A 25,362-nucleotide genomic window follows, 5' to 3' on the forward strand; every position below is an offset into this window, starting at 1 on the left:
CTATGTTTTTGGTTAGTGAGCAGTTTTGTTTTTGCTCAACATTTTGGGTGGAAAAATCCTAATTTTAAACAAGATTCTGTTCAACTTTCTGATACGATAAAACTGCAAAATAAAGGAATTTTATCCGAAAAATTTCAAATTTTAGATTCAACAGGAAATCCAATTTTAAAAGAATTTTATACGATAAATTTCGAACGAAACGAAGTTTATTTCAATTCATCAATCGCCAAACAAATGGTGAAAATTCAGTATTTCGTTAATCCAAAATTAGCCGAATCTGTTTTTTATGCTAAAAATCCGAACATTATTGTCAACGATGCGAAACCAGTTGATATTTTTCATCAAATAGAACCGAATTCTAAACAAGCGAACAAAGATGTTTTTGATGGTTTGAATAGCAAAGGTTCGATGGTTCGTGGAATTCGTTTTGGAAATAATCAAAGTGCGTCTGTGCAATCTTCTTTGGATTTGGAATTGTCTGGAAAATTATCGGACGATATTACAGTAAATGCAGCAATTGCGGATAATAATGTGCCAATAGAATCGGATGGATACACGCAAAATTTGCAAGAATTTGACAAAGTTTACATTGAATTAGCGAGTAAAAACTCAAAAATTCGAGCTGGTCATATTGATATTAATACGAATCAAGAACGAGATTTTTTCAATCCATTCAATCAAAAAGTAACAGGTTTACAATTATCAACTCAGTTGAAAGGCGAAAAATCGTCTACCAATATTTTTGCTTCGGGAAGTATTACACGAGGCGAATTTATGCGCGTTAATTTTGTTGGACAAGACGGAAATCAAGGTCCTTACAGGCTTTCTGGAAAAAATAACGAATTGTATGTGATTATTATTTCGGGAAGTGAAAAGGTTTATATAGATGGTGTTTTGTTAGAGCGTGGCGAGCAAAATGATTATGTGATTAATTACAATACGGGCGAAATTTCTTTTACTTCCAACCGATTGATTACGGCTAATACACGCATTAACGTGGAGTATTTGTACAATTCTCGAAATTATTCGCAAGTTTTACTTTATGGCGGCGCGGAATATGAATCGGAACGATTGAAATTGTCAGGTTTTTTCTTTTCTCAAGGAGATTCGAAAAATAATTCACTTGGAAATGATTTGACAGATACTGAAAAGCAAATTTTAGCAAATGCAGGAAATGATCCAGATAAAATGTACACCGTTTCTGCTGAAAAAACGACTTATGATTCGAATAAAATTTTGTATCGAAAAGTAAATCAAAATGGGTTAGATATTTTCGAATATTCGACAGATCCAAATGATGAATTGTATCAAGTGGCTTTCACGTATGTTGGTGCGAATCAAGGAAATTATCGACAAATAAATGCGAATCAGAATGGAAAAGTTTTTCAATATAACGAAGCAATTGCTGGCGTTTTACAAGGTGATTATGAGCCAATAAAGCAATTAATTTCGCCTAAAAAACTGCAGATTTATACGTTGAATGGTCAATATCAATTGAAAAATAATGGACATGTTGGTTTTAATTTAGGTTTGAGTAATTATGATCAAAATTTATTTTCTTCGATTGATGATCAAAACAATTCTGGTTTAGCAACTCGTGTTTATGGTGAAAAAACATTTTCTTTCAAAAATTGGAAAATTACACCTTATGCAGAATGGAATTTTATCAACAAAAATTATAAAAGTGCCGAGCGTTTACGAGCTGTTGAATTTGCTCGAGATTTTAATTTAGATCAAGAATTAAGTGGTGTTAATCAGAATTTTATCACAGCGAAAATTAATTCATCTTGGAAAGAAAAATTTAATGCGCAATATAAATTCGATTATCTTGAAAATACTGGTTTGTACAAAGGTTTGAGAAATCAACTTGATGCCAATTACAAAACTGAAAAAGATGAAATCGTTGCGCAAGCAAATATTTTATCAACAAAAGCAACGCCTCAAAATACCAATTTCGCGCGTTATATGATAGATGGAAAACGAAAAATTGGAAATAAATTTTGGGTTGGAGCGAGAGTTTGGGGTGAAAATAATGACATGGATGATTTGACAAAAAATCAAAAATCTGATTTGAGTTTTAAATGGAATGAATTTCAGTTGAAAGGAGGTTTTGTAGATTCGCTTGGACATAAAATTGATTTGACGGTTTATCAACGTCAAGACGATTCGGTTCGTTTAGGAACTTGGCAAAATATTCAACAAAGTAAAGGTGCTATTTTTAATTCAACTTTAATTCAAAAACAAAATCATCAATTAAGTTTAAATTTCCATTATAGACGAGTTAATTATCAATTTTTAGATGCGCCGAACGAAGATTTTATGACAGGAAGCGTGAAGTGGTACAAAGCTTTTTTCAATCAAGGTTTACAGTTAAATGTAGATTATGAAGTTGGAAGTGGAGTAGAGCCGCAGCGTGAATTTCAGTACGTAAAAGTTTCGGATGGAATGGGAATTTACAAATGGACAGATTATAACGGTGATGGAATTGAGCAAATTGATGAGTTTGAAGTGGCAGAATTTATTGATCAGGCAAATTATATTCGCGTTTATACGAACACAATCGAGTATTTGAAAACGAATAAAAATCAATTCAATTTTACGTTGCGTTTTCGTCCAAAACAAGTTTTCAATACCGAAAATGAATTTTGGAATCGTTGGATGTTTCAACAAAATATCTCGGCAAGTAATTCGTTGCGAAAGGAGGGAACGACCTTGGAATGGAATCCTTTTACGAATTCGGCTCAAATTTTAGGCAAAACAAGAAGTATTCGTTCGTCGATTTTCTTTAATCAAGGGACACAATATAAATGGTCGTCGAATTTTATTTACAATCAACAACAATCCAAAACGTATGTTTACACAGGTTCTGAATACCGTGATTCGGACAGTTATTTGTTGCAAACGCGTTACAAAATTTTGCAAGATTTAATCGTAAGTTTCGATACCGAATATATGGTGATTAACAGCGATTCTGAATTATTTTTGAGTAGAAGATACAAGTTAAATAATCTTCGTTTATCACCAAAAATCACTTATCAAACAGAAAAAAATCTTGTTGCGTCATTGTTTTATAATTATCAAAATAAGAAGAATGTTTCGGGTGAAGAGCAATTAAATCAGTCGGATTTAGGAACAGAAATTCAATGGAATAGTTCGGATAAAATGAGTTTGTTGGGAAGTTTTAGTTTTATCAACAATAAATTTATTGGAAATCAAGAATCTGTTGTTGGAAACCAAATGATGGAAGGTTTGCGCGCTGGAAATAATTTTGTTTGGCAGTTGCAAATTCAACGACAAATCACAAGTTTTTTGCAATTGAATATTTCATATGATGGACGAAAAACCGAAGAAAATAAACCAATACATACGGGAAGTGTACAAGTGCAAGCGAGGTTTTAAAATAATAAAAGACGATTTTATAAAATCGTCTTTTATTATTTTTTTTACATTCTATTTACTTCATCTTGATTTCCAGTTTCGCGATTTTTTACGGATAATTTATTACTTCCAAATTTATAATTCAATCCAATTCTTATGCTTTGAGTATCCCAAACATTCGCAAAAGTTTGTACGATTCCATTATTATTTTGCGATAAATATTCTTGCGCTTTGAAAATATCTGTTGCATTCAAACTCAATTCTAATTTTTTATCTAACATCAAATATTTGAACGAAAGATTGAAACGTGCATAAGGTTTTAGTTTATAATTTTGGAAAGTTTCTCCAAAATTTTGAAAATAAATCAAATTAATAAACATTGTTTTTTGTTGATTAAGTGTAAAATCATTTGTCGAAAATAATGAACTCGACCAACCCTTGAATCGCTTAGAAGAAATTGCAACATTTGAGCTCGAATAAGAAACTTCAAAAGTAGTAACGCTTGACCACCATTTTGTAGGATTTATAGTTATGTTTTGGCTCAAACCAAAGCTATCCGAATCTACAAAATTCATCCAAACAAAAGTATTATGTTTTGTGTTCTCATCAATGATTGAAGCTTGATTGACACCATCTCTCAAACTTGAATAATAAAGTCGAGTATCAAACTTTTTGTAAGTAAAAGTAAGTTCTAAATTGTGTGTAAAAGCTGGTTTCAAGAAAGGATTTCCTTCGTTGTAAACATATTCGTTTTGTATCATTCGAAAAGGATTTAAACTTTCGTAATTTGGACGATTGATGCGACGCGAATAATTAATTCCTAAACTTTTGTTTTTATCAAAAGTATGCAACAAATAAAATGACGGAAACAATTTGATATAATCTGTTTTGTTCGTTTGATTATTTTCTCTCGAAAAACCTTCTGTTTGTGTTGCTTCTAATCTCAAACCGGCTTGCATCTGCCATTTTTCTCCAAACTTTTTACTTCCGTTCAAATAAATTGCTTCGTTATTTTCTTTGTATTTGAAAAGATTCGACAAATTTTTATCAAATGTATAGTTGTAATTTTCGTCTGCTTTATATGCTTCAACCAAATTATTTGATTTTGATTGCGAAAATTTAGCTCCGAAATTCCAATTGAAATTTGTTAAAGGAAGTTCTACATCAATTTTTGACGAAAAATTCTCAATACGATTGTTTAAATTACTTTTTCCACCAAAAAAAGAATCTTCTATTAACTGATTATTTTTGTAAGAATTGGTTGCATAAGTTCTATTCATTGGAGATGAATAATTGGCGTAATCGGCATCAAACGAAATCTTTTTACCTAATGAATCAAGTGCAAATTCTGAATAAAGATTGACCAAAGATTGATTTGTTTTACCATTTTCGAATGAATTTCCTTTATTTGTTTGATAAACTTCGTTTGCTAAATTCTTGAAAAACATTTCTTGTGGATTTTCTGAATTATATTTCGAATTGTTGAACGAAAATTTAGAGCCAATTGTCCATTTATCGGTTAATTTATAATCAACAGAGAATCGTCCTCCAAGATATTTATTAATATAATCTGTGTAAGAAATGTTATGTCTGCGCGCATCGGAGAAAAATAATTCGTTGTTCCATGTTCTTAGAAATCTTCTATCTCCAGCATTCAACGAAGTCTGAATTGTCCATTTATCTTTTTGTAAATTGTAAGCTGCATTGTAGCGTTCTGTGTTTCTTTTACTTCGCGTATATGATGCTCCAATAGTGGAATTCCAGCTATTATTTTTTATTTTTTTTGTTACAATATTTACAATTCCACTATTTCCTTCTGCCTCATATTTTGCAGGTGGAGTCGTAATGACTTCAATTTTTGAGATATCAGAAGCGCTCATACTTTCCAAATAATTAATCAAATCTGTTTGCGACATATAAGTTGGTTTGTCATCAATCAAAACCATTACAGAATTTTTTCCAGAAACCGCAATATTGTCATTTGTTACATTCAAACCAGGAGTGACGCGCAAAACATCCATTGCAGTTCCGCCAGCAGCTGAAGTAGAGTTTTCTACATTGAAAACAAACCGATCGATTTTTCGTTCCATGATTTTCTTTTCAGCTCCAACGACAACTTCTTTCAAGTTTGTAGATGTTTTGATTTCAATCTTTCCTAAATCGATAGAATTATTCAATTGAATATCTTTCTGAAAAACAATTTCTTCAAAATAGTTGATTTCAAATTTGTATGTATTTTTCTTTGCTTCAATAGCGAATTTCCCAAGTTCATCTGTTGTTAAATTGATGATTGTGTCTTGGTTAGATAAGATAATGTCAACATAAGGAAGCGCTTTGTTTTGCTCCATAACCTCTCCTGTTAGTGTGTGATTTTGAGCAAATAGAAAACTTGAGCTAAATAAAATGATAAGTTGAATAAATGTTTTCATGTTGAATTAATTTTAAACAAATATTCTCCAAATCGATTCTTTTTGAACTTTAAAATCGACAAACCCTACTATATTATCGACGAATTTGATTAAACCAAAAAACCTCGAGAATCTCTCGAGGTTTTTTGGTTTAATTTATTTTTCCTTCATAATAAACAGGATTTCCTTTTTCGTCGAAACCAATTACGGATAATTGATAATCTTTTGGTTTATCGTTGTTGAAATATTCGATAATTGTTTCTTTATTTGTTTCTGAGATTAAATTTGGATTCCAGTAAAGAGTTTTTCTATTATCATTAGGAATATCTTTATATAAAGTTTCGTAATCGTCATTACTTAGAAAAGAAGCAGTTTTATCATAACCTTTTACAGATAAAACATTAGGTGATTTTGAGGAAGAACTATCCCCCATATAACCTCTTCTAGTATAGATAGCAATAGCATTTCCAAGTAAACCAGATCCTTTGAATATTTTTACCATTGCAATATCATTCATATTAATACTGCTAAGAGTTTCATTAGAAAGTTGCATTTCATCAAGATATACTGTCACTTTTCCATTTCTAATGGTTGGAGTTACAACTCCATTCTCCAATTTTGTTGTTAACCCAGCTACTCTTCCAGCTAAAAAATCAAAAATATTATTATATGCATTTGCGTTTTTATTATCGTTTACAAAATCAATTACTGTTTCATTAATACTTTTGAACATTGAACTACTTAATTCTTTGTTTAATTTTTCTGTTTTTGAAACAATTTGAGCTGTTACAACAGCTTCTTTTAGACGAATACTTTTGTCATTTATAATTTTATTTATTTTAATTTGTTCAGTTTGTGTTTTCTCTTCAGTAAGATTTTCATTTGATTTTATTTCTGTTAAGATATAATCAGTAATTGGAAGATTAGAGTTGAATTTTGTATGATTATATAAAGGTAGAATAGATAAAATTAGTTTATTTTCTTCTTTATTAGATTTTTGAGATTGATTATTTAAATAATAATAAACATTAAAGTTATCATAGGAAATAAGGTTCTTCAATTCGAAATTTCCGTTAGAATCTGTTGAGGTAGGAATTAAAAATTTTTCTGAACCAGGATATTCTATGAAAAGGTTTAAGTCTGAATTTTTTAAATCTAGACCATTTAAATAAGCTTTTCCTTTATATGATAAATATGAACTCGAATTAGTGTTTGGTATTTTTTTAGAATTATTCATAAGGTCTTGCCAATTGTATCTTTTCCATTCTTCTGAAATTAATAAAACATCTAATGCTTCTTGATTATTTTCTTCCTCAAAATATTGATTTGGATTGTAGATAGGATTTATAATATCTTCGGTTAACCAAAGAGAGGAAAGAAAATTATTACTATGACTAGTCTTATCATTGATGACAGCTGCTAAAATTTGAGGAGTTTCAGATTTTAATGTAATAGTATTTATTGTTCTTGCTTCGTTATTAGTATCAAAATTGAGGATAGGTTTTGATAATGTTTTATTATTGTTGATAAAGGCTAATCGTTGAGCTACCATATTATCATTAGCATCAAAAACGTAAAGTTGTAAAATTCCGCTATTTTCACTAAAGCTTGTATGTGGAATTTTTTGAGAAATAGTTTGAATATTCTTGGTGAATTTTACTGAATATACAATAGTATTATTAATTGCACCTATAACTTTATACCCTAATAATTGTTGGGTAATTCCTATACTTTTTAGTTGATAACCAATTTCATTTCCTTCATTAATTACTTTAAATGAAATACCATCTTTTTTAGCAATTGGTAAATCAATAATTTGTTGATTTCCATTTTCATCATTTACTTGTAATTGGTAAGTTTTACTTGGTTCTGCACGTAAATAAAACGAAGCAATATTTTCATCAATATTATTGAATTTAATTATTTTGGTTGAAGGATTATTTTTTTCGAAAACAAAACCATTCCACTTTTCTGGTAAATCTCCAATAGATTTAAGTCTCACAGCAAATTTAGTTGTCTGATTTTCTATAAATGTTCCACCTTCAGGATAAACAGAAGCGTTCCATTTTAGATCATTATTTTTAACTAATTTTAATTTAGATTTGGGATTGTAAATTAAAAGCGGTTTTATGTATTGAAATTCTTCAGAAAAATAAGTCATGTAAGTTGTATAGGCTCTTAAGTAGTATACATTTTCTTCTAAATCATCTTTAAGAATAAAGCTTCCATCACTTTGACCACTAATTATTGGCAGTAGTTTTTTATCGATTAAAGTTTTATTCTTGTCATATAATTCGACAAAAAGATTAGTCGAAATATTACTTTGTTTGTATCCATCAAATACAAATGCTTTAAACCAAATATTTTCACCAGCGATATAATCCTCTTTATTAAATAAGATATAAATCTTTTCTTGCGCATAATTTTCTTCGAGATTTTTAATAGCTAAATCAAGTTTGGTTTGTGCTTTTGTAAATAATGAAAATATCGAAATGATAATGAGAAAATAGAATTTCATTTATATTAATTATTTGGTTATGTTAAGATAAGAAAATAATCAATACTTTGAAATAGTAAATTATACAAACCAAAAAACCTCGAGAATCTCTCGAGGTTTTTTGGTTAATTTATTTTTCCTTCATAATAAACAGGATTTCCTTTTTCGTCGAAACCAATTATGGTTAATTGATAATCTTTTGGTTTATCATTGTTGAAATATTCTATATCTGTGTTTTCTCCAGGTTCCGAAAACAAGTTTGCATTCCAAAATAAAGTACTTCTTATATCGTTTGGAACATCGTTGTAAAGCGACTCGTAATCATCATTGCTAAAATATGGCAGCGATTGATTGTAACCACCAATCTGAATTAAATTATTTGGTAACATCGGTGTGTTATCAACTGGCGCATCACTTCCTCGTTTCGAGTAAATTGCAATTGCATTTCCAAGTAAACCAGCGCCTTTGAAAATTTTTACCATTGCAATATCTCTAGGATTAATACTCGTTAAATTATCTGAAGTCATTTTCATTTCGTTCCAATAAATTGCAACTTCAGAATTTCTGATTTTAGGAACTCCGTTAGAAACCGTTAATCCTGCAACTCGTCCAGCTAAAAAGTCCATAATATTTGTATAACCTTCTATTGGTTGAGATTCGTTTACAAAGTCTATCACAGTTTCGTTTATGTTTTTGAACATTCCTCCGCTCAATTCTTCATTTAGTTTCTCAGTTTTCGATTTTTTATCCGCTTTTACAACAACTTCTTTCAGGCGAATACTTTTATCATTGATAATTTTGATGTTCTGTTTATACGTATTTTGCTTCTCGACTTCCTCTTTATTCGTGATTTCTTCTAATAAATAAGGCGTTGCTGGCAATTTAGATTTATAACTTGTGCTTTTATAATTGGGTACAACAGATAGAGTTAAAGTTCCATTATTGGCAGATTTTCCATTTTCCGAATTCAAGAAATAATTCATCGCCATTGGACCATAATAAAACAAATTATTCATCTCGAAGTTTCCTTCATAATCAGTATCAAGCGTTGCAAATTCTTTTCCATTATTTTGCATTTTATAGATAATACTCAAGGATGCATTACTCAATTCTCTTCCATTATTGTACGCTTTTACTTTATACGAAAGATATCTACGCTCATTGTCAATAGTAGGTTTTACAATATTTCCAACCACTAAATCTTCCCAATTAAATCTTTTCCATTTTTCTGTTATTAAAAGTGCATCAAGATTTTCTGAAAATTCATTATTTTTAAAATATTGTGCCGGATGATTAATTTTCGAACTAAAATCTCGCGTCAACAACATCGCAGAAATTAAATTATCGTCATCATTATTTTTTTGATCTTTGATAACAGCCGAAAAATTAATTTCTTCAGGATACTTTACCTTAATTGTATTTAATTCGCGAGGATTTGTTGTTGTTTCGAAAGAAATTTCTGGTTTTTTGTATGTTTCTTTTGGATTGATAAATATCAAACGATTTGCAACTTGAATATCATTTGCATCGAAAATGGCAATGTTCAAAATGCCTTTATCATTGTCTAAAACCTCTTTTGGAACATAAGTCGAAACCGATTCCACACTTTTTACAATCTGAGAACTCATCACAAGTTCGTTGTTAATTGTTCCAATAATTTTATAATTCAATAAAGGATTTTCTTGATTGATACTTTTCAATTGAATCACAATATCTTTGCTATTTCGAACAACTTTCATCAGAATCCCATTTTTTTTAGCTTCGGGTAAATCAATAATTTGCTGATTGCCTTTTTCGTCATTCAATTGCACTTGATAAGATTTACCTTCTTCTGCTCTTAACGCAAAAGTCGCAACGTTTTCATCTAAATTATCAAATGTTGTAATTTTATTGGCAGGATTATTTTTCTCAAATACAAAACCATTCCATTTTTTTGGTAAATCTCCGTCTGACTTTAGTCTTACAGCAAATTTAGTTGTCTGATTTTGAATAAAATTTCCACCTTCCGCAAAAGCTTTCGCATTCCATTTTAAATTTGGATTTGGAACAAGTTTTAGCTTAGAATTTGGATTGAAAATTTTAACTTGATTAATATGTTGAAATTCTTCCGAAAAAAAAGTCATGTAAGTCGTATAGGCTCTTACAAAGTAAACTCCTTCCTCGTTTTCGTTTTTGGTATTCAGTGTTCCATCACTTTCTCCGTTCACAACAGGAACCAATTTTCGGTCGACTAATTTTTTGTCTTTATCGTATAATTCAACAATAAGATTTGTAGAAATTATGCTCGGTTTGTAGCCATTTAATATATAAGCTTTGAACCAAATATTGTCGCCAGCAATGTAATCTTCTTTATCAAATAATAAATAGACTTTTTCTTGAGCGTAATTTGTATTCAGACTTTTTATAGCCGTTTCTAATTTTGATTGCGCAAAAGTTGTAATCGAGCAAAAGTATAATGCGAGTAAATAAATATATTTCATGCGAGAATGATTAATCAAATAGAATGAATTTGAACTCTTAAAATTATCATTATTTAGACGATTTTCATTCATACTTTTTATTAAAGTTTATCATAACTTTTGATTGAATGATGATTTTTCTTCTCGAATAATGTTAATTTTTGTTAATGAATTTTTCCTTCATACTAAAATCCAATAATTATTAAATATTAATTACTTTATTTCACTTATACAATAATTTTTTAATATGTTTAGAGATTTGTTTCTTTTTTTGAAGAGAGAAACTATTTAATTTACGAAATTTTATTTTCTTTTTAACTATCGCATATCATTTTGAATGAGTTATTTAATGTTCAAATTTGTTGTAGAAAAGTTAATCAATCAAAATAAAAAGAAATGAAACAAAGAGTACCAGTATCTCAAATTATGGCGAAAGTTTTAATCGCAGTTCCTACGAATAAAAAAATAAGTGAAGTGAACGAATTATTTAAAGAATACAATATTCGTCATATACCTGTAACTGAAGGAGCTAAATTAGCAGGAGTTATTAGTAAGAATGATGTTACTAAATTAGGATATGGAGCTGGAGAAATGGATCAAAATGCTTTAAATGCAATTTATGATACATACGAATTAAAAGATGTAATGGTAAAAAAACCGTTAACTGTTTCTCCTGATACAAATATTAAAGATGTTGCAGAAATCCTATCAGAACAGAGTTTTCACTCTTTGCCAGTAGTTGATGATGATGAGGTTGTTGGAATTGTAACTACAACTGATTTAGTAAAGTATCTTTTAGAACAATATTAAAAGAAAAAGCCTTGCATTTGCAAGGCTTTTTATGAATAATTATTTCTTAGAAATTAATTAGATTCCGTCAACAATTGCGTTTAATGTTGCAGATGGACGCATTGCAGCAGTTGTTTTAGCAAAATCTGCTTTGTAGTAACCACCAATATCTTGAGGTTTACCTTGCGCTCCGATTAACTCTTCGTTAATTTTTGCTTCGTTTTCTTCCATAGCTTTTGCAACAGGAGCAAATTTAGCAGCTAAATCAGCATCTTTTGTTTGATTTGCTAACGCTTCTGCCCAATACATTGCTAAATAGAAGTGAGAACCACGGTTATCGATAGTTCCTAATTTACGACCTGGAGATTTGTCAGTTGCTAAGAATTTAGCATTTGCTTCATCTAAGGCATCAGCTAAAGTTTGAGCTTTTGCATTTCCTTGTGTTTGAGAAACGTGCTCTAAAGAAGCTTGTAATGCTAAGAATTCACCTAAAGAATCCCAACGTAAGTAACCTTCTTCTACGAATTGTTCGATGTGTTTTGGAGCAGATCCTCCCGCACCAGTTTCGAATAATCCACCTCCGTTCATTAATGGAACGATAGATAACATTTTAGCAGAAGTTCCTAATTCTAAAATTGGGAATAAATCTGTTAAGTAGTCACGTAAAACGTTACCAGAAACAGAAATAGTATCTTTTCCTTCTCTTGCACGGCTTAAAGTTTCTTTCATCGCGTCTTTAACGTCCATGATACGAATATCTAAACCTGTTGTATCGTGATCAGCTAAGTATTTTTCAACTTTTTTGATGATTTGTTGATCGTGAGCTCTTCCTTTATCTAACCAGAAAATTGCTGGAGTATCAGATAAACGAGATCTGTTAACCGCTAATTTAACCCAGTCTTGAATAGGAGCGTCTTTAGTTTGAGACATTCTGAAAATATCAGAAGTTTCAACTTTTTGCTCTAATAAAGTGTTTCCGTTTGCGTCTTCAACTTTGATTGTTCCGTTTGCAGGAGCTTGGAAAGTTTTGTCGTGAGAACCATATTCTTCCGCTTTTTGAGCCATTAATCCAACATTAGGAACTGAACCCATTGTTGTAGGATCTAATGCTCCATTTGCTTTCATATCGTCTACAACAGCTTCGTAGAAACCAGCGTAAGAACGGTCTGGGATGATCGCTACAGTATCTTCTTCAGCACCATCTTTGTTCCACATTTTACCTCCGTTTCTTACTAATGCAGCCATAGATGCATCAACAATAATATCAGAAGGAACGTGGAAGTTAGTGATTCCTTTATCAGAATTAACCATTGCTACACGTGGTCCGTTTGCTAAATCAGCTTCAATTGCAGCTTTAACTTCTGCTTCTTGAGGTTGACCTTTTATTTTTTCGAATAAATCTGCTAAACCATTGTTCGGATTAATATCTAATGCTTTGAAAGTATCAGCATATTTTACGAAAACATCTTTAAAGAAAGTTTCAACGATAGCTCCAAAAATAACAGGATCAGAAACTTTCATCATTGTTGCTTTTAAGTGAGCAGACAATAATACGTTTTTATCTTTTGCTTCTTGAATCGCTTCTTGAACAAATGATCTTAAAGAGTTTAAGTTCATTACAGAAGAATCAATTACTTCTCCAGCTTTTAGAGGCGCTGCTGATTTTAATTCTTGTACAGAACCATCTTCTCCGTAAAATTTGATTGTATATTCAGTTGCGTTTTCTAACGTAGTTGAATTTTCAGTACCATAGAAATCACCGGATTTCATGTAAGCAACTTCTGTTTTGCTGTCTGTAGCCCAAGCTCCCATTTTGTGAGGATTAGCTTTTGCATAGTTTTTAACAGCTTTCGGTGCACGACGGTCAGAGTTTCCTTCACGTAAAACTGGATTTACAGCAGAACCTAAAACTTTTCCGTATCTAGCTTTGATTGCTTTTTCATCTTCATTTTTTGGTTCAGCTGGATAATTTGGTACAGCAAAACCTTTCGCCTGCAATTCTGCAATCGCTTCGTCTAACTGAGGAACAGAAGCCGAAATATTAGGTAACTTAATGATATTTGCTTCCGGAGTAGTCGCCAAAGCTCCTAATTCTGCTAAAGCATCAGGAATTCTTTGTTCTTCTTTTAAGAATTCAGGGAAATTAGCTAAAATACGTCCAGCTAAAGAAATATCTGGAACTTCGATTGTAATATCAGCTGTTTTCGTGAATCCTTGTACGATTGGCAAAAATGAGTGAGTTGCCAACATCGGAGCTTCATCCGTAAGTGTGTAATGAATTTTTGACATTATGTTTTAAATTTTTTTGAGACTATTTTAATAATAGTCAATTAAAAATACATTTTTTCAATTTTGAATGCAGAAACTGCAAACTTTGCAAATATACAATATTTAGCAGATTAAGTTGACCATAAATCAATCATTTACACTAATTTTAGTATAATTTTTAACATGATTTTTGATAGGTAGTCAAGTTGATAATTTATTGAAACAAAATTGTTCAAGTTGATAATTTTTGACTGTTTTTTTTTTCAACTTCATGTATAATTTCACTTTTGAAAGAGCTGTCTATTTAATTCTTTTTAAGAAACCAATTTTTATACACTTAGTTTCTTTCTTAATTTTGCAGAAAACAATTCTTTTGAAACAAAATTTAGCGACAATCGCATTTTATAATGTCGAAAATTTTTATTCTAAATCTTCAGACGAATCTTTTTTGCCCAGTAATTTTATCAAATGGAAAGATAATCGTTATGATACAAAGGTGAATAAGATTGCATTTTGCATCTCTAAAATTGGTAAATTAGAAACAAATGAATTGCCATATTTGGTTGGTTTGGCTGAGGTTGAAAATGAAGAAGTTTTAGAAGATTTGATTCAAAATGATTTTTTGAAAGATGGCGATTATAAAACACTTTTATATGAATCATTAGACGAAAGAAAAATAAATGTTGGATTAATTTATCGTCAACAATTTTTTGAAGTTTTAGAAAGCGAACCAATTAGATTTATCTTTAAAGATCAGTATGATACAAAATCTTATACACGAGATATTTTATATGTGAAAGGAAATTTAGTTGGCGAAATTATTCATCTTTTTATTGTTCATTTACCTTCTAAAATTGATAAAGAAATCAATCAATTAAAACGTCAACATATTTTTAAAACGATTCGAAAAAGAATTAACGATTTGTTAACCGAAAATTATTCGGCAAAAATTGTTGTGATGGGAGATTTTAATGATGCTCCAACAAATTCTGACTTAATTGATGAATTGGATACTCGTTCTAAACAAGAAGAAATAAACAGAAACGAATTATTCAATCCAATGGTCAGTCTACAATCGTATAAAAGAGGTTCGATGATCTTTAAGAAACAATGGATGTTATTCGATCAACAGATTTTTTCGAAAGGATTTTTTACTTCTCACACAAATTTAGAATATATAAAAACAGATATTTTTGATGCTGATTTTTTGAAGAATACAGGCGGAAAATCTACAGGTTCGCCATTCAGAACTTTTCTTGGTAGAAAATATTTCGGTGGATATAGCGATCATTTTCCCGTTTATACCATTTTAAAATATTAAATTTGTAGCAGTATAATTTAAGAATAGGTGAGAATCCACGAAAATGGTCAGGTTGAGATTGACGGAATCGATAAGTTGATTCTGAATGCCTTTATGGACAATGCTAACATGCCTGTTTCGCAATTAGCAAAAGAATTAGGTATATCAAATACGGCAGTTCATCAACGTATCAAGAAATTAGAAGCTTCTGGTGTGATTGATTCAACTAAAGTAATTGTAAATCCAACAATTTTAGGTTATTCAACGATGTCATTTGTTGGTGTTTTTATGGACAAACCTTCTTCTTATAAATTAGTTGTGAAAGCTTTGGAAGAGATTCCAGAAGTAGTGGAAGCTCATTTTACAACGGGAAATTACGGGATTTTCCTTAAAATTTTGAGTCGTGATAATCTACATTTAATGAATGTGTTGAACAAAAAAATTCAGCAAATTGATGGCGTTACACGTACAGAAACTATAATTTCGTTGGAGCAACCAATAGATAGACAAATAAAACTTTAATATACAAAGATGAATATTAATCAATATTTAGACTCGACGTATCTTAAAACACCTGAACAAGCAGGTATTTCGAATTCTGATACATTAGAGATGGTGCATAAGTTAGCACAAGAAGCTATTGATAATGATATCTATGCGGTAATGATTCGTCCTGATTATGTAAGATCAGTTCGTGAATTATTGGATGAGAAAAAATCGAATGTTGTTTTGGGAACTGTAATTGGTTTTCCTGAAGGGACTTACGATTTGAATGAAAAGTTGAGAGAAGCGCAAAAAGCAATTGCTGATGGAGCCGATGAATTAGATTTTGTAGTAAACTACGAAGCGTTCAAAAAAGGTGATAGTGATAAAGTAAAAGAAGAAGTAGAAGCTGCAACATTAGTCGCATTGCGTGAAGGTAAAGTTGTAAAATGGATTATCGAAACTGCTGCTTTAACAGATGAACAGATTGTTGGTATAACACAATTAATTCGTGATACTGTTTTAGAGAAAGCAGGTGAAGAAAATGCATCAAAAGTTTTTGTAAAATCTTCTACAGGTTTTTATAAAACTGAAAATGGAGAACCAAATGGAGCAAACGAGCATGTTATTAAATTGATGCTTGAAAATTCAGGTTCGCTTCCAGTGAAAGCTTCTGGCGGAGTTCGCACGACAGAAGAAGCTGAAAAAATGATCGCTTTAGGCGTGAAAAGAATTGGAACATCATCTGCTTTAGCGATTGTAAAAGGAGAGCAAGGAGCAAAAGGTTATTAGAAAATTTCTACATTATAATACATTTAAAAGTCTCAATATTTATTGAGACTTTTTTTTATTCATTTAAAATAAGCTTTCTTTTTTAGTTAATTTTTTAAAATACTTAAATAGCATATTGTATTTTATTATTTTTGGAGCACTAAAATTATAACTTGATTTAAATCAATTAATTTGGTTAAAAAAGGTCGTGATTTTGCATTGATAACACTGATAAAATAGTATAGACGTATGTTGTTGAATAATCGTAAAGTTTATAATAATTTGGTTTTTGATGTAGGTATAACTGCATTTGAATTGAATGATATCCTACATACAGAAAAATTGAGAAAAGAGTTATCTGTTGATGAGTATTTTGGAATAATCTGGTCTGGTTCTAAAAAATTTGTTCATAAAATAAATGGAAAAGAATATTCGATTCCTAAAAACCATTTTCTTTTTATAGCTCCCAATATCTCTCAAGAATTTGTGAAACAAACTACTCGTACTGATGCTTATTATATTGTTTTTAAACAAGAATTTTATTCAAAATCAATCGAAGAGAACTTGAAGTTAGAAAATTCTACACTTTTTTCGCGAGATATTATAAATATTGTTGAGAATACAATTTGTTCTGCTCCAATTTTTGAGGCTAATTATTTGCAATATTTCTTTACTGCATTCGAAAATGAATTAGATATGAAGCTTGCTCATAATCTTTTGGAACGTATTATTATCAATGGTCAAATGGAAACATTTGATATGCAAAGCCAATTTATACAAGATGATTTTGATGTAGAACTTGCGACAAAATTCAAAAAACTTTTGCAAGAAAATGTCAAGGAAAATAAACAAGTATCTTTTTACAGTGATAAACTTTTTATTACAAAAAGAAGGTTAGATAAAGCAACTCAAATCGTTTTTGGAAAAACAGCAAAAGGAATGATTGTTGAAGAATTGATGAAAAATGCAAAGATTTTATTAGTCAACTCAAAAATGTCAATAAAAGAGATTGCGCTGGAACTCAATTTCCTTCAAGAAACCAATTTTACTGCGTTTTTTAAGAAAAACACGGGGATTTCTCCGACTAAATTCAGACAAAGCACTCCGAATTAAATAGTTAGAAATGTCGTTTTTCATCATCTTTTGGTATGATTTAATCTTTTAAGAACAAAAAACAACTTCTACATTTGCATCGCATTTGAGAATAACCAATCTTAAATATAGAAACTACCAGTTTATTTAACAAATATTTTTTAATAAATTTTAACAAATTATAAAATCATGAAAAAATTAGCATTTTTTTTAACAATTTTCTGTACATTAACTTCAGGATTAGCAATTGCACAAACTAAAACAGCAACAGCAACATTAAACGTAAAACTACGCCCAATTCAAACAATTGTTATTGGTGGTGATAATACAGTTAATTTAGTGTATAAAACAAAAGAAGATTATTCTAATGGTGTAACTGCAAACATGAACGACCACTTAATTGTATATAGTACTGGTGGTTTTGCTGTTAAAGTAGGATCTAAAAATGAGAAGTTAACTTCTAAAAATAATGAAGTAAAAGGAGAAATTGAAGCAAATAAAATTAATTTAGAAGCAAGTGCAGGTAGTGGAAATTCATTATCTTCATATAAATTTAATGAAAAAGTTGCATTGAATACTGAAGCTAAACCATTATTTTCAAGTACAGTTGGTGGTACAGATTTAAAATTCAACGTTGCGTATAAAGGAGAAGGAAACAATGCTTATGTAAACAAATATTACAATGTTGAGAATCCTAATGTTTATACAACTACTGTAACTTATACAATTGAGGCACAATAATATAAAAAATAGGAAGTGGTATTGAAAAATATCACTTCTTTTTTTGCTTATGAAAGTTCTTCGTTTTTTAACAATCGTTTCTTTTTTAGCATTAATCATTTCAACTAAGATTAGTGCACAATCAGGTATTTCTGTAAGTCCACCAAGGACTTATTTTGCGTTAAATCCTGGTGAGTCTGAGCGTAAAAAGATTATGGTAACCAATGTAAGTGATGTACATACATTAGAGTTGTCTGTTTCTTTTAATGATTGGAAGTATGATGAGTTTGGAGGTAATGTAGTCTCTGAACCTAATACTTTACCAACAAGTAATGCAAACTGGATCACAGTTTTACCAAGTAATACATTTACACTTTTGCCAAAAGAATCGAAAGAAATAGAAGTTCTGATGCAAGTTCCAGAAAAGATAAATGCAGAGAGTGTGCATACAGCAATGATGTACATCACGCAAACAAATCCGATTGCTGGACAAAATAAAAGTGGAGAAAATATTATATTCTCGATTCGTACAGGTATCAAAATTTATCAACGATTAAATATTGCACGTGATACAAATGTAGAGTTTACAAATTTTGTTTACGATAAAACTGAAAATCGTTTGGTGCTTAATATTTCGAATGAAGGAAATGTTTGGAGCGAAGGAACGATTAGAAATGAAATCATTAATCAAGAAAATGGTCAACAAATAAAATTGCAAGATGCAGTTTTTTATAGTTTACCAAATGATAAAAGAATTGTATATATACCATTGCCAAAGGATTTGCCAAAAGGTTCGTATATTGTTACCTCAACTTTAAGTTTTGAGAAAGATGATCAATTGAAAATTGCTGAATTGACGTTCTCAAATGATAAATAATAATTTGTTTCAGAAAATAGTTTCAACAATTACATTATTGTTGACAATGGCAGTTTCTGCTCAGTTTACGTTAAATGCTCATAATAATGGTTGGGTGCAAGTAAATGGAAGTAGTGGAGTTACGGCGACTAATGTTGTGGCTATAGAAATGCACATGTCTGGTGCTTTAAATTATAAAAATTGGTCTTTAGTTGCGCGTGTTGTTTCGCCTATTGTAAATTCTCAGAAAAAAGAATTTCCTGTCGAAAAACTGAAATTGAAATTCAATAATTATACAACTTCTCAATATTATTCAGAGAATTATCCTACGCTAAATCAATTAGGAGTTATTCAGAATAACATCGCGATGAGTTTTTCTCCAAATTATTTTATCCGAAATTCTCCTTTGACTATTGCTACAACTACAGGAAAATATGGTGCAATTGTCTTGAATTATGATATTGTGATAGATGCAGGAACATATCTAAATGCTCTGAAATCATGGAACAATTATTCAATTCAATTCGAGTTTTCTTTATTGAATGAATTTGGAACCCTGATTGGTAAAAGTCTTTTTCCGATTGAAATGCAAATTAGTCCAAACGGAAATTATGAACCAGTTCCGACGCTTTCTATTGCGGTCGATGGTTCTGCTGTAAATGGAGAATTGGTTTTCAATACGATACAAGATTATAAAAATGGTGTGAAGAAAGAATATCAAAATGGCTTAATTGTTTCTTCTGATACAGCTTACGATATTCAAGTTTCGTCGATTAATCAATATTTACAATCGAGTGATGCACAGAATTTGGAATTAAATTCAATCAATGTTCAGATAAAAGACACCGAAACAAATAATCTTTCTAAGGAAATAAAACTTTCGAATTACAATCAATCATTGATGACGAATAGTTCTAAAACGGCTTCAAAAAAGTACAATATTATTTATTCTACAACTCCGTCGGATAATAAAATTTTGAATAGCAAACCTGGGAATTATTCAACTTCTTTGCTGTACACGATTACACCTTTGTAAAACAATATGTTCTTTTCAATTAATTATTTTCGAAGCGTATTTTTTATTCTGCTTTTCCTTGTTAGCGGACAAAACTTACGTGCTCAAACAATAAATAACGGATTGAAATTTAGTACAATAAAAGAAGTTAAATTAGAAGATAGCAACAACTTTTCTGTTATTCTTCAATTAGAAAATACAACCAATGATACGATAAATGCTCGTCTGGGACTTAAAATTCCTTCGGCTATAAGATCGTATTCGCAAGATAATCTTCAAATAAAAATCAATCCAAACAAGAAGGCTTTTATTCCTATGCAATTTACGGTGAGTAAATCGCAAATGGCTGGGAAATTAGATTTAGAATTCAGTATTATTGATTTTTTAAGTAAAAAAGAAATAGGAAAATCTGTTACTTCAGTTGTTGTTTTGCAAAAGAGAAACATCAAAATTTTTCCTGTCCAGAGTAATATTTTTTACCGTCAAGAAGGAGATTCTATTCATTATGAATTAAAAGTAATGAATATGGGAAATCAAGCCGAAGAAATTTTGTTAACCAATGTACTTCCTGATTTCAGAGGAAGTTATACTTATAATAACAAACGACTTATAGTTGAAGCTTTTCAAGAAAAAATTGTTCGATTTTCTAAATATGTCGACCGAGATATGATTAAAATTGAAAGTTTTCAGGCAAATGTTTCGGGTTATACAACGACCAAAGATTTTGCAGGAAATGTGTTTTTTACCATTCAGAATGCAAGTTCCAATCGTGTGTATATAGATCCAACAATGCTAAATCAGAATTGGACCAATTTTTCTTCAAATTATGTTCGATTAACTGCTCGCGATATTAATTCTGCTAATGCGAATTATAACTTAATGGCTCATCAAGAATTTTCGGTTGGGTTGAATGAATTTGCATATAATATTAATGGAACAACTTGGAATAAGAATCAAGACATGGTTTTGACAGATTCTTGGGTGAAATATCAACGCAAAGACAAAGGAATTTTAATCGGATCAATCAATAACAACGATTTTGATATTCCAGTTAACGGACGAGGAGTGATGTTGTTTAATAATTATGATAAGAATGATAACCGAATTGTAGTCGGAACGGTCGAAAAAAATTATAATTTATTAGATGATTTGACGAACGATGTTTTCAAGAATAGCAACACAACTTTTGCGAATGGACGATTTTTAATAAAAGATAAAAACGAATTAGAAACAACAGCTTTGTTTGATAGAACTTATTCTACAACGAACTTTATTTTGACAAATGGTTACAAATGGGTTACACCAAACAAGTGGAATCATTCAGTGAAATTTGGGTATGGTTTGTCAAAATTTAAAGAGACAAATGATGTTGAAAATTCATTATCGGTTTCTGCAAATGTTTCTGGAACAATTGGTAAATTTGATTTTTATAGTTCCAATTATTACAGCTCAGGATATTATCCGGGGACGCGACGTGGAGCATTGTATCTTAATCAGCGTTTTCAACGAACGTTTTCTAAATTTTCGTTGTGGTCTTCGTTAACGATTACGAATAACAATCCGAAATCTATCGATCCGTATTTGATTAATTATATGCAAGCAAATGAGTCGAAAACGTTGCGTTTTGAGACGGGAATTTCGTTCAAATTAGCAAATCATTTTAATCTTTCGATTTCTCCAAAATTCAATATAGAAAAATCAAATATTCTGAATTATGAGACGTTTACGTACATGCCGATGGATTTTAAATCGACTTATTTAAACGGAACATTTACTTGGTTGTCTAATTCACGTGTGCATCAGTTGGTGTTGAATGCTTTGGGAGGGTTTTCTGAGCTAAACGAATTGAGTAAGGTTGATCCAATTGTTTATGGACAATTAACGTGGAATGTGAAAAACTTTCAGTTAAACTCAATTTATCAACGAGGAAGTATGATGATTGCAGAGGTTTATTCGACGAATAATCTAAATCATCAATTAGAACGTTTTACAACTTCGGCGAGTTTTCGTCAAAGCTTTTTTCAGAAAAAATTGAATACGGCAGTTTCTACTTATTATAATATTGACAAAAATTTTGGAAATACCCTAACTTTTGGAGCTTCTGTGGATTATCAACCAATTGATAATTTTATTGTGAGTACACAAACGAATTTTAGCCATTACGATTCGAAAACATTGAATAGCAAACAAACTTATTTGCAAGTTGGTGTACAATATAATTTGCCTGCGAAACGTACTGTGACAGATGTAAAAGACGGAACATTAAATTTGTTTGTGTTTTATGATTACAATGCAAATGGTATTTTTGATGAAGGTGATAAAGTGGCTGATAGTCGTAATGTGAAGATAAATGAAACTAACTTTATTACAGATTTAGAAGGAAATATAAAGTATAAAAAAGTTCCATATGGTAATTATTTAATCAAACTTCCTGGACAAAAATGGTTTGCACAAGATTATGCGGTTAATATTAATTCTAAAACGACTTCTATTTCTATTCCAATGCAACAAACTGGTGTTGTGAGAGGGAAAGTTGAGTATGAATTATCTTCAAATTTGGAGTATCAGGTTTCGGCAAATTTATTCGGGTTTACGTTGATTTTTAATCACGAAAATGGACAGATATTTACAGTTAAAACAAATGATAGAGGTGAATATACAGCTTTTTTACCTGTTGGAAATTACACGTTTCATCTTGTTGAAAATAGTTTACCGGAACATGTTTATGCAAAAACATATTTGAATAAAATAACGGTAGAAAAGGAACAAAATACAGAATATGAACCGCTTATTCTGAAAATTAAGGAACGAAAAGTTAACATTAAACGTTTTGGTAGTTAATGGATATTTTGATTTACTTTGCATCAAAATAAACTCTAAATGCCACTAACTTTTTGCCATCCAGCAATTATTCTTCCGCTAAAAAAACTAAAATCGAATTGGTTTTCGATGACGGGATTAATCATTGGTTCGATGTCGCCAGATTTAGAATATTTCTCTCGAATGGAGATTGTAGCGACGCACAGTCATTTGTTCTGGGGTGTTTTGTATTTTGACTTACCAATTGCTCTTATTTATTGTTTCGTTTTTCACTTATTTGTCCGAAATGTTTTAATTCATCATTTACCTTATTTTTTAGAAGAACGATTTGCTCAATTCCTAACTTTTGATTGGATTGATTATTTCAAAAAACATTGGTTAATTGTTGTTATTTCAATTATAATAGGAGCTTATTCGCACCTTTTTTGGGATGCTTTCACACACGAATGGGGATATTTTGCGAAATTAATTCCAGATTTAGAGGAAACTTGGTTTCAAATTCCTTTCAATAATTTTGAAGTAAAAGGATATAAATTTCTACAACATTTTAGCACATTTTTAGGTGCGATTTTTATTGCTTTTTGGATTTATAAAATGCCAAAACAAATTCTTCCAAAAACTAAATTTGATTACATTTTTTGGTTAAAAGTAGTTCTATTTACAACAACTATTTCCGCAATACGATTAGTTTTCTTCCCAATAGAAATTGGATTAGGCAACATCATTGTCGTTATAGGAATGAGTGTTTTTTTGAGTTTGGTTATTTTTGGGATAAAGGAGAAAGTTTTTTAATCTTTCATTTTAACAATATTTTTCTCCGTTTTTCTGTAATTTCAAATCGCTCACATAAGTTTTTATAAACTGTACATTGCTTCGAGGACAAATGAGTAATCCTTTCTCCGAATTAATAACCACATAATTGTCTAATCCATCAATAATAATAGCTTTGTCTTGTGTAGAATAAATAAAATTATTTTTAGCGTTGTAACCAGAAAAATGTTTGCATAATAATGTATTGTGATTTTCGTCCTGATCTTCACCTGTGTATTTATACTTTTCGTTGATTGCAGACCAAGTTCCAATATCACTCCAGCCAAAAGTTGTTGGAATGACATAAACATTATCTGCTTGTTCTAAAATTCCTTTGTTGATAGAAGTTACGTCTAACGTTGTGTAAATAGGTTTTAAAGTTTCTGTATTTTGTAAAGAACGATCAAGATCAAAATATTTTTTTAAAGTTTCTTTCATCGAAGGTAAATGTTGTTGAAAAGCTTTTACAATACTATCTACAGACCAAACAAGGATTCCTGTATTCCAAATAAATTCACCACTCGTTATAAAAGATTCAGCAAATTCTAAATCAGGTTTATCGATATAAGATTTTACTTTTTTTATAGGTGTTGTATTTTCGATGAACTGAATATAACTGTAATTAACATCTGGACGCGTTGGAGCTACTCCCAAAGTAATCAATCGATCGTTGTCAGCATCCTCGAAAGCAAGATTTACTTTTTCTACAAATTCATCTTCATCAAAAATAAAATGATCTGAAGGAGAAATAATCAATTTTGCATTTGGATTAAATTGTTGGATTGTCATTGCGGCCAATAAATTACAAGCTGCGGTATTCATGACTCTTGGTTCGATGATAAAATTTTTATCCTCAAAATCTGGTAATTGTTCTTTTACAATCTCTTTATAATCTTGAATAGTTACAATGAAAATATTTTCTTGCGGAACGACTTTTTTAAGGCGATTATACGTTAATTGAATAAAAGTTTTTCCTATTCCTAATAAATCATGAAATTGTTTTGGTTTTTTAATTGTACTCAAAGGCCATAATCTCACTCCTGTACCACTGGCAAGGATAACAGCGTAGTTATCTTTATTATTCATGATTGTCTTTTAAAGTTTATTTACAGTTGCAGTTGCGTTTATCAAATATTTTTTCTTGGTTTTCAACTCTAAACAAAGATACCTTAATTTTCTTTTAGATTCTTTTTTAAAGATTCTTTTTCCTATCGAAAATATTGTACCATCCTCCAAATCTTCAAGATAAATTTGAGCAGGATTTTTATCATCTATAATATATTTTGAGATATTAATATCTGCTCCTAAACTCGCTTTCGGATGTTTGGCATGATGAAGAATATACGGTTGCAATTCTTCGGGATAAATGTGAAGAGATTCTAATAATAAATGCCCAAAAATGGTTTTCCATTCTTTTCCATGCGGATTTATTTTACGCGAATCAAACTGAACAAAAGTTTTGAGATGCGCCACTTCATGTGTAAAAACAAAAAAGAAAGCATACTGATTTAAGTCGCCATTCACTGTAATTTGATGACGATTATTTTCGACCAATTTGCGATAATCTCCCAACTTAGTTTCACGTCTTCTTGTAATTTTTAACGTTATAAAATGATTTTCTAACCACTTTTTTACATACAAGTCTGCATTATGAGGGAGATAAGAAGTTAAATGTTCTAAATTCACATTGTGCAAG

Annotated in this window: 17 protein-coding genes; 11 read left to right on the top strand and 6 right to left on the bottom strand. The window is 30.4% G+C overall.

The window, feature by feature from the left end:
* Positions 1 to 15 precede the first annotated feature (15 nt).
* On the top strand, positions 16 to 3,399 hold the full coding sequence (locus FH779_RS01115) for a hypothetical protein (RefSeq protein ID WP_244958000.1): 3,384 nt from the start codon (positions 16 to 18) through the stop codon (positions 3,397 to 3,399).
* Between the two features lie 44 nt (positions 3,400 to 3,443).
* Here the strand turns inward: FH779_RS01115 and FH779_RS01120 are convergent, their stop codons facing one another.
* The 3 genes from FH779_RS01120 to FH779_RS01130 all read right to left on the bottom strand — a co-directional run bounded on the left by FH779_RS01120 (position 3,444) and on the right by FH779_RS01130 (position 10,835).
* Positions 3,444 to 5,807, bottom strand: coding sequence for a TonB-dependent receptor domain-containing protein (locus FH779_RS01120; RefSeq protein ID WP_180905757.1), 2,364 nt, complete (start codon positions 5,805 to 5,807; stop codon positions 3,444 to 3,446).
* Positions 5,808 to 5,937: 130 nt separating this feature from the next.
* Positions 5,938 to 8,304, bottom strand: coding sequence for a hypothetical protein (locus FH779_RS01125; protein WP_180905758.1), 2,367 nt, complete (start codon positions 8,302 to 8,304; stop codon positions 5,938 to 5,940).
* A gap of 104 nt (positions 8,305 to 8,408) precedes the next feature.
* On the bottom strand, positions 8,409 to 10,835 hold the full coding sequence (locus FH779_RS01130) for an alpha-2-macroglobulin family protein (protein ID WP_180905759.1): 2,427 nt from the start codon (positions 10,833 to 10,835) through the stop codon (positions 8,409 to 8,411).
* A gap of 303 nt (positions 10,836 to 11,138) precedes the next feature.
* Between FH779_RS01130 and FH779_RS01135 the strand changes: the two genes are divergently transcribed.
* Complete coding sequence (locus tag FH779_RS01135) at positions 11,139 to 11,552, top strand: CBS domain-containing protein (protein WP_180905760.1); 414 nt, start codon at positions 11,139 to 11,141, stop codon at positions 11,550 to 11,552.
* A gap of 57 nt (positions 11,553 to 11,609) precedes the next feature.
* On the opposite strand, the gene FH779_RS01140 is transcribed toward FH779_RS01135, so the two are convergent.
* The gene (locus FH779_RS01140) at positions 11,610 to 13,820 is read right to left on the bottom strand and encodes an NADP-dependent isocitrate dehydrogenase (protein ID WP_038330781.1); all 2,211 of its coding nucleotides are present in this window, start codon (positions 13,818 to 13,820) and stop codon (positions 11,610 to 11,612) included.
* A gap of 352 nt (positions 13,821 to 14,172) precedes the next feature.
* On the opposite strand from FH779_RS01140, the gene FH779_RS01145 reads away from it, so the two are divergent.
* The 9 genes from FH779_RS01145 to FH779_RS01185 all read left to right on the top strand — a co-directional run bounded on the left by FH779_RS01145 (position 14,173) and on the right by FH779_RS01185 (position 23,648).
* Positions 14,173 to 15,120, top strand: a complete 948-nt coding sequence (locus tag FH779_RS01145) for an endonuclease/exonuclease/phosphatase family protein (protein WP_180905761.1) — start codon at positions 14,173 to 14,175, stop codon at positions 15,118 to 15,120.
* Between the two features lie 27 nt (positions 15,121 to 15,147).
* On the top strand, positions 15,148 to 15,621 hold the full coding sequence (locus FH779_RS01150; RefSeq protein WP_180905762.1) for an Lrp/AsnC ligand binding domain-containing protein: 474 nt from the start codon (positions 15,148 to 15,150) through the stop codon (positions 15,619 to 15,621).
* 9 nt (positions 15,622 to 15,630) lie between these two features.
* Positions 15,631 to 16,374, top strand: coding sequence for a deoxyribose-phosphate aldolase (gene deoC, locus FH779_RS01155; protein ID WP_180905763.1), 744 nt, complete (start codon positions 15,631 to 15,633; stop codon positions 16,372 to 16,374).
* A gap of 228 nt (positions 16,375 to 16,602) precedes the next feature.
* On the top strand, positions 16,603 to 17,466 hold the full coding sequence (locus tag FH779_RS01160) for a helix-turn-helix domain-containing protein (RefSeq protein WP_180905764.1): 864 nt from the start codon (positions 16,603 to 16,605) through the stop codon (positions 17,464 to 17,466).
* A 168-nt stretch (positions 17,467 to 17,634) separates the two neighbouring features.
* Positions 17,635 to 18,186: a hypothetical protein gene (locus FH779_RS01165; RefSeq protein ID WP_180905765.1), complete on the top strand. Its 552-nt coding sequence runs from the start codon at positions 17,635 to 17,637 to the stop codon at positions 18,184 to 18,186.
* Between the two features lie 49 nt (positions 18,187 to 18,235).
* Positions 18,236 to 19,042 carry a fimbrial biogenesis chaperone gene (locus tag FH779_RS01170; protein ID WP_180905766.1) on the top strand — a complete coding sequence of 269 codons (807 nt, stop codon included), beginning with the start codon at positions 18,236 to 18,238 and terminating at the stop codon, positions 19,040 to 19,042.
* Positions 19,032 to 20,057 carry a hypothetical protein gene (locus tag FH779_RS01175; RefSeq protein ID WP_180905767.1) on the top strand — a complete coding sequence of 342 codons (1,026 nt, stop codon included), beginning with the start codon at positions 19,032 to 19,034 and terminating at the stop codon, positions 20,055 to 20,057. The genes FH779_RS01170 and FH779_RS01175 overlap by 11 nt, the downstream gene beginning before the upstream one ends.
* A gap of 102 nt (positions 20,058 to 20,159) precedes the next feature.
* Positions 20,160 to 22,877, top strand: a complete 2,718-nt coding sequence (locus tag FH779_RS01180) for a COG1470 family protein (RefSeq protein WP_180905768.1) — start codon at positions 20,160 to 20,162, stop codon at positions 22,875 to 22,877.
* A 39-nt stretch (positions 22,878 to 22,916) separates the two neighbouring features.
* Entirely contained in the window at positions 22,917 to 23,648 is a 732-nt protein-coding gene (locus FH779_RS01185; protein WP_180905769.1) for a DUF4184 family protein, read from the top strand.
* Between the two features lie 9 nt (positions 23,649 to 23,657).
* Here the strand turns inward: FH779_RS01185 and FH779_RS01190 are convergent, their stop codons facing one another.
* A complete protein-coding gene (locus FH779_RS01190; RefSeq protein WP_180905770.1) occupies positions 23,658 to 24,752 on the bottom strand; it encodes a mannose-1-phosphate guanylyltransferase in 1,095 nt (364 codons plus the stop codon).
* Between the two features lie 9 nt (positions 24,753 to 24,761).
* Positions 24,762 to 25,352 (bottom strand): SprT-like domain-containing protein, encoded by a 591-nt coding sequence (locus tag FH779_RS01195; RefSeq protein WP_180905771.1) that lies wholly within the window; start codon positions 25,350 to 25,352, stop codon positions 24,762 to 24,764.
* Positions 25,353 to 25,362 lie beyond the last annotated feature (10 nt).

Source organism: Empedobacter falsenii (assembly GCF_013488205.1).
Lineage (GTDB): Bacteria > Bacteroidota > Bacteroidia > Flavobacteriales > Weeksellaceae > Empedobacter > Empedobacter falsenii_C.

What these genes read in the sequence shown, in the direction of transcription:
- FH779_RS01120 (WP_180905757.1), bottom strand. Translation starts at nt 5,807, where the DNA reads ATGAAAACATTTATTCAACTTATCATTTTATTTAGCTCAAGTTTTCTA.
- FH779_RS01125 (WP_180905758.1), bottom strand. Translation starts at nt 8,304, where the DNA reads ATGAAATTCTATTTTCTCATTATCATTTCGATATTTTCATTATTTACA.
- FH779_RS01130 (WP_180905759.1), bottom strand. Translation starts at nt 10,835, where the DNA reads ATGAATGAAAATCGTCTAAATAATGATAATTTTAAGAGTTCAAATTCA.
- FH779_RS01135 (WP_180905760.1), top strand. Translation starts at nt 11,139, where the DNA reads ATGAAACAAAGAGTACCAGTATCTCAAATTATGGCGAAAGTTTTAATC.
- FH779_RS01140 (WP_038330781.1), bottom strand. Translation starts at nt 13,820, where the DNA reads ATGTCAAAAATTCATTACACACTTACGGATGAAGCTCCGATGTTGGCA.
- deoC (WP_180905763.1), top strand. Translation starts at nt 15,631, where the DNA reads ATGAATATTAATCAATATTTAGACTCGACGTATCTTAAAACACCTGAA.
- FH779_RS01160 (WP_180905764.1), top strand. Translation starts at nt 16,603, where the DNA reads ATGTTGTTGAATAATCGTAAAGTTTATAATAATTTGGTTTTTGATGTA.
- FH779_RS01165 (WP_180905765.1), top strand. Translation starts at nt 17,635, where the DNA reads ATGAAAAAATTAGCATTTTTTTTAACAATTTTCTGTACATTAACTTCA.
- FH779_RS01170 (WP_180905766.1), top strand. Translation starts at nt 18,236, where the DNA reads ATGAAAGTTCTTCGTTTTTTAACAATCGTTTCTTTTTTAGCATTAATC.
- FH779_RS01175 (WP_180905767.1), top strand. Translation starts at nt 19,032, where the DNA reads ATGATAAATAATAATTTGTTTCAGAAAATAGTTTCAACAATTACATTA.
- FH779_RS01185 (WP_180905769.1), top strand. Translation starts at nt 22,917, where the DNA reads ATGCCACTAACTTTTTGCCATCCAGCAATTATTCTTCCGCTAAAAAAA.
- FH779_RS01190 (WP_180905770.1), bottom strand. Translation starts at nt 24,752, where the DNA reads ATGAATAATAAAGATAACTACGCTGTTATCCTTGCCAGTGGTACAGGA.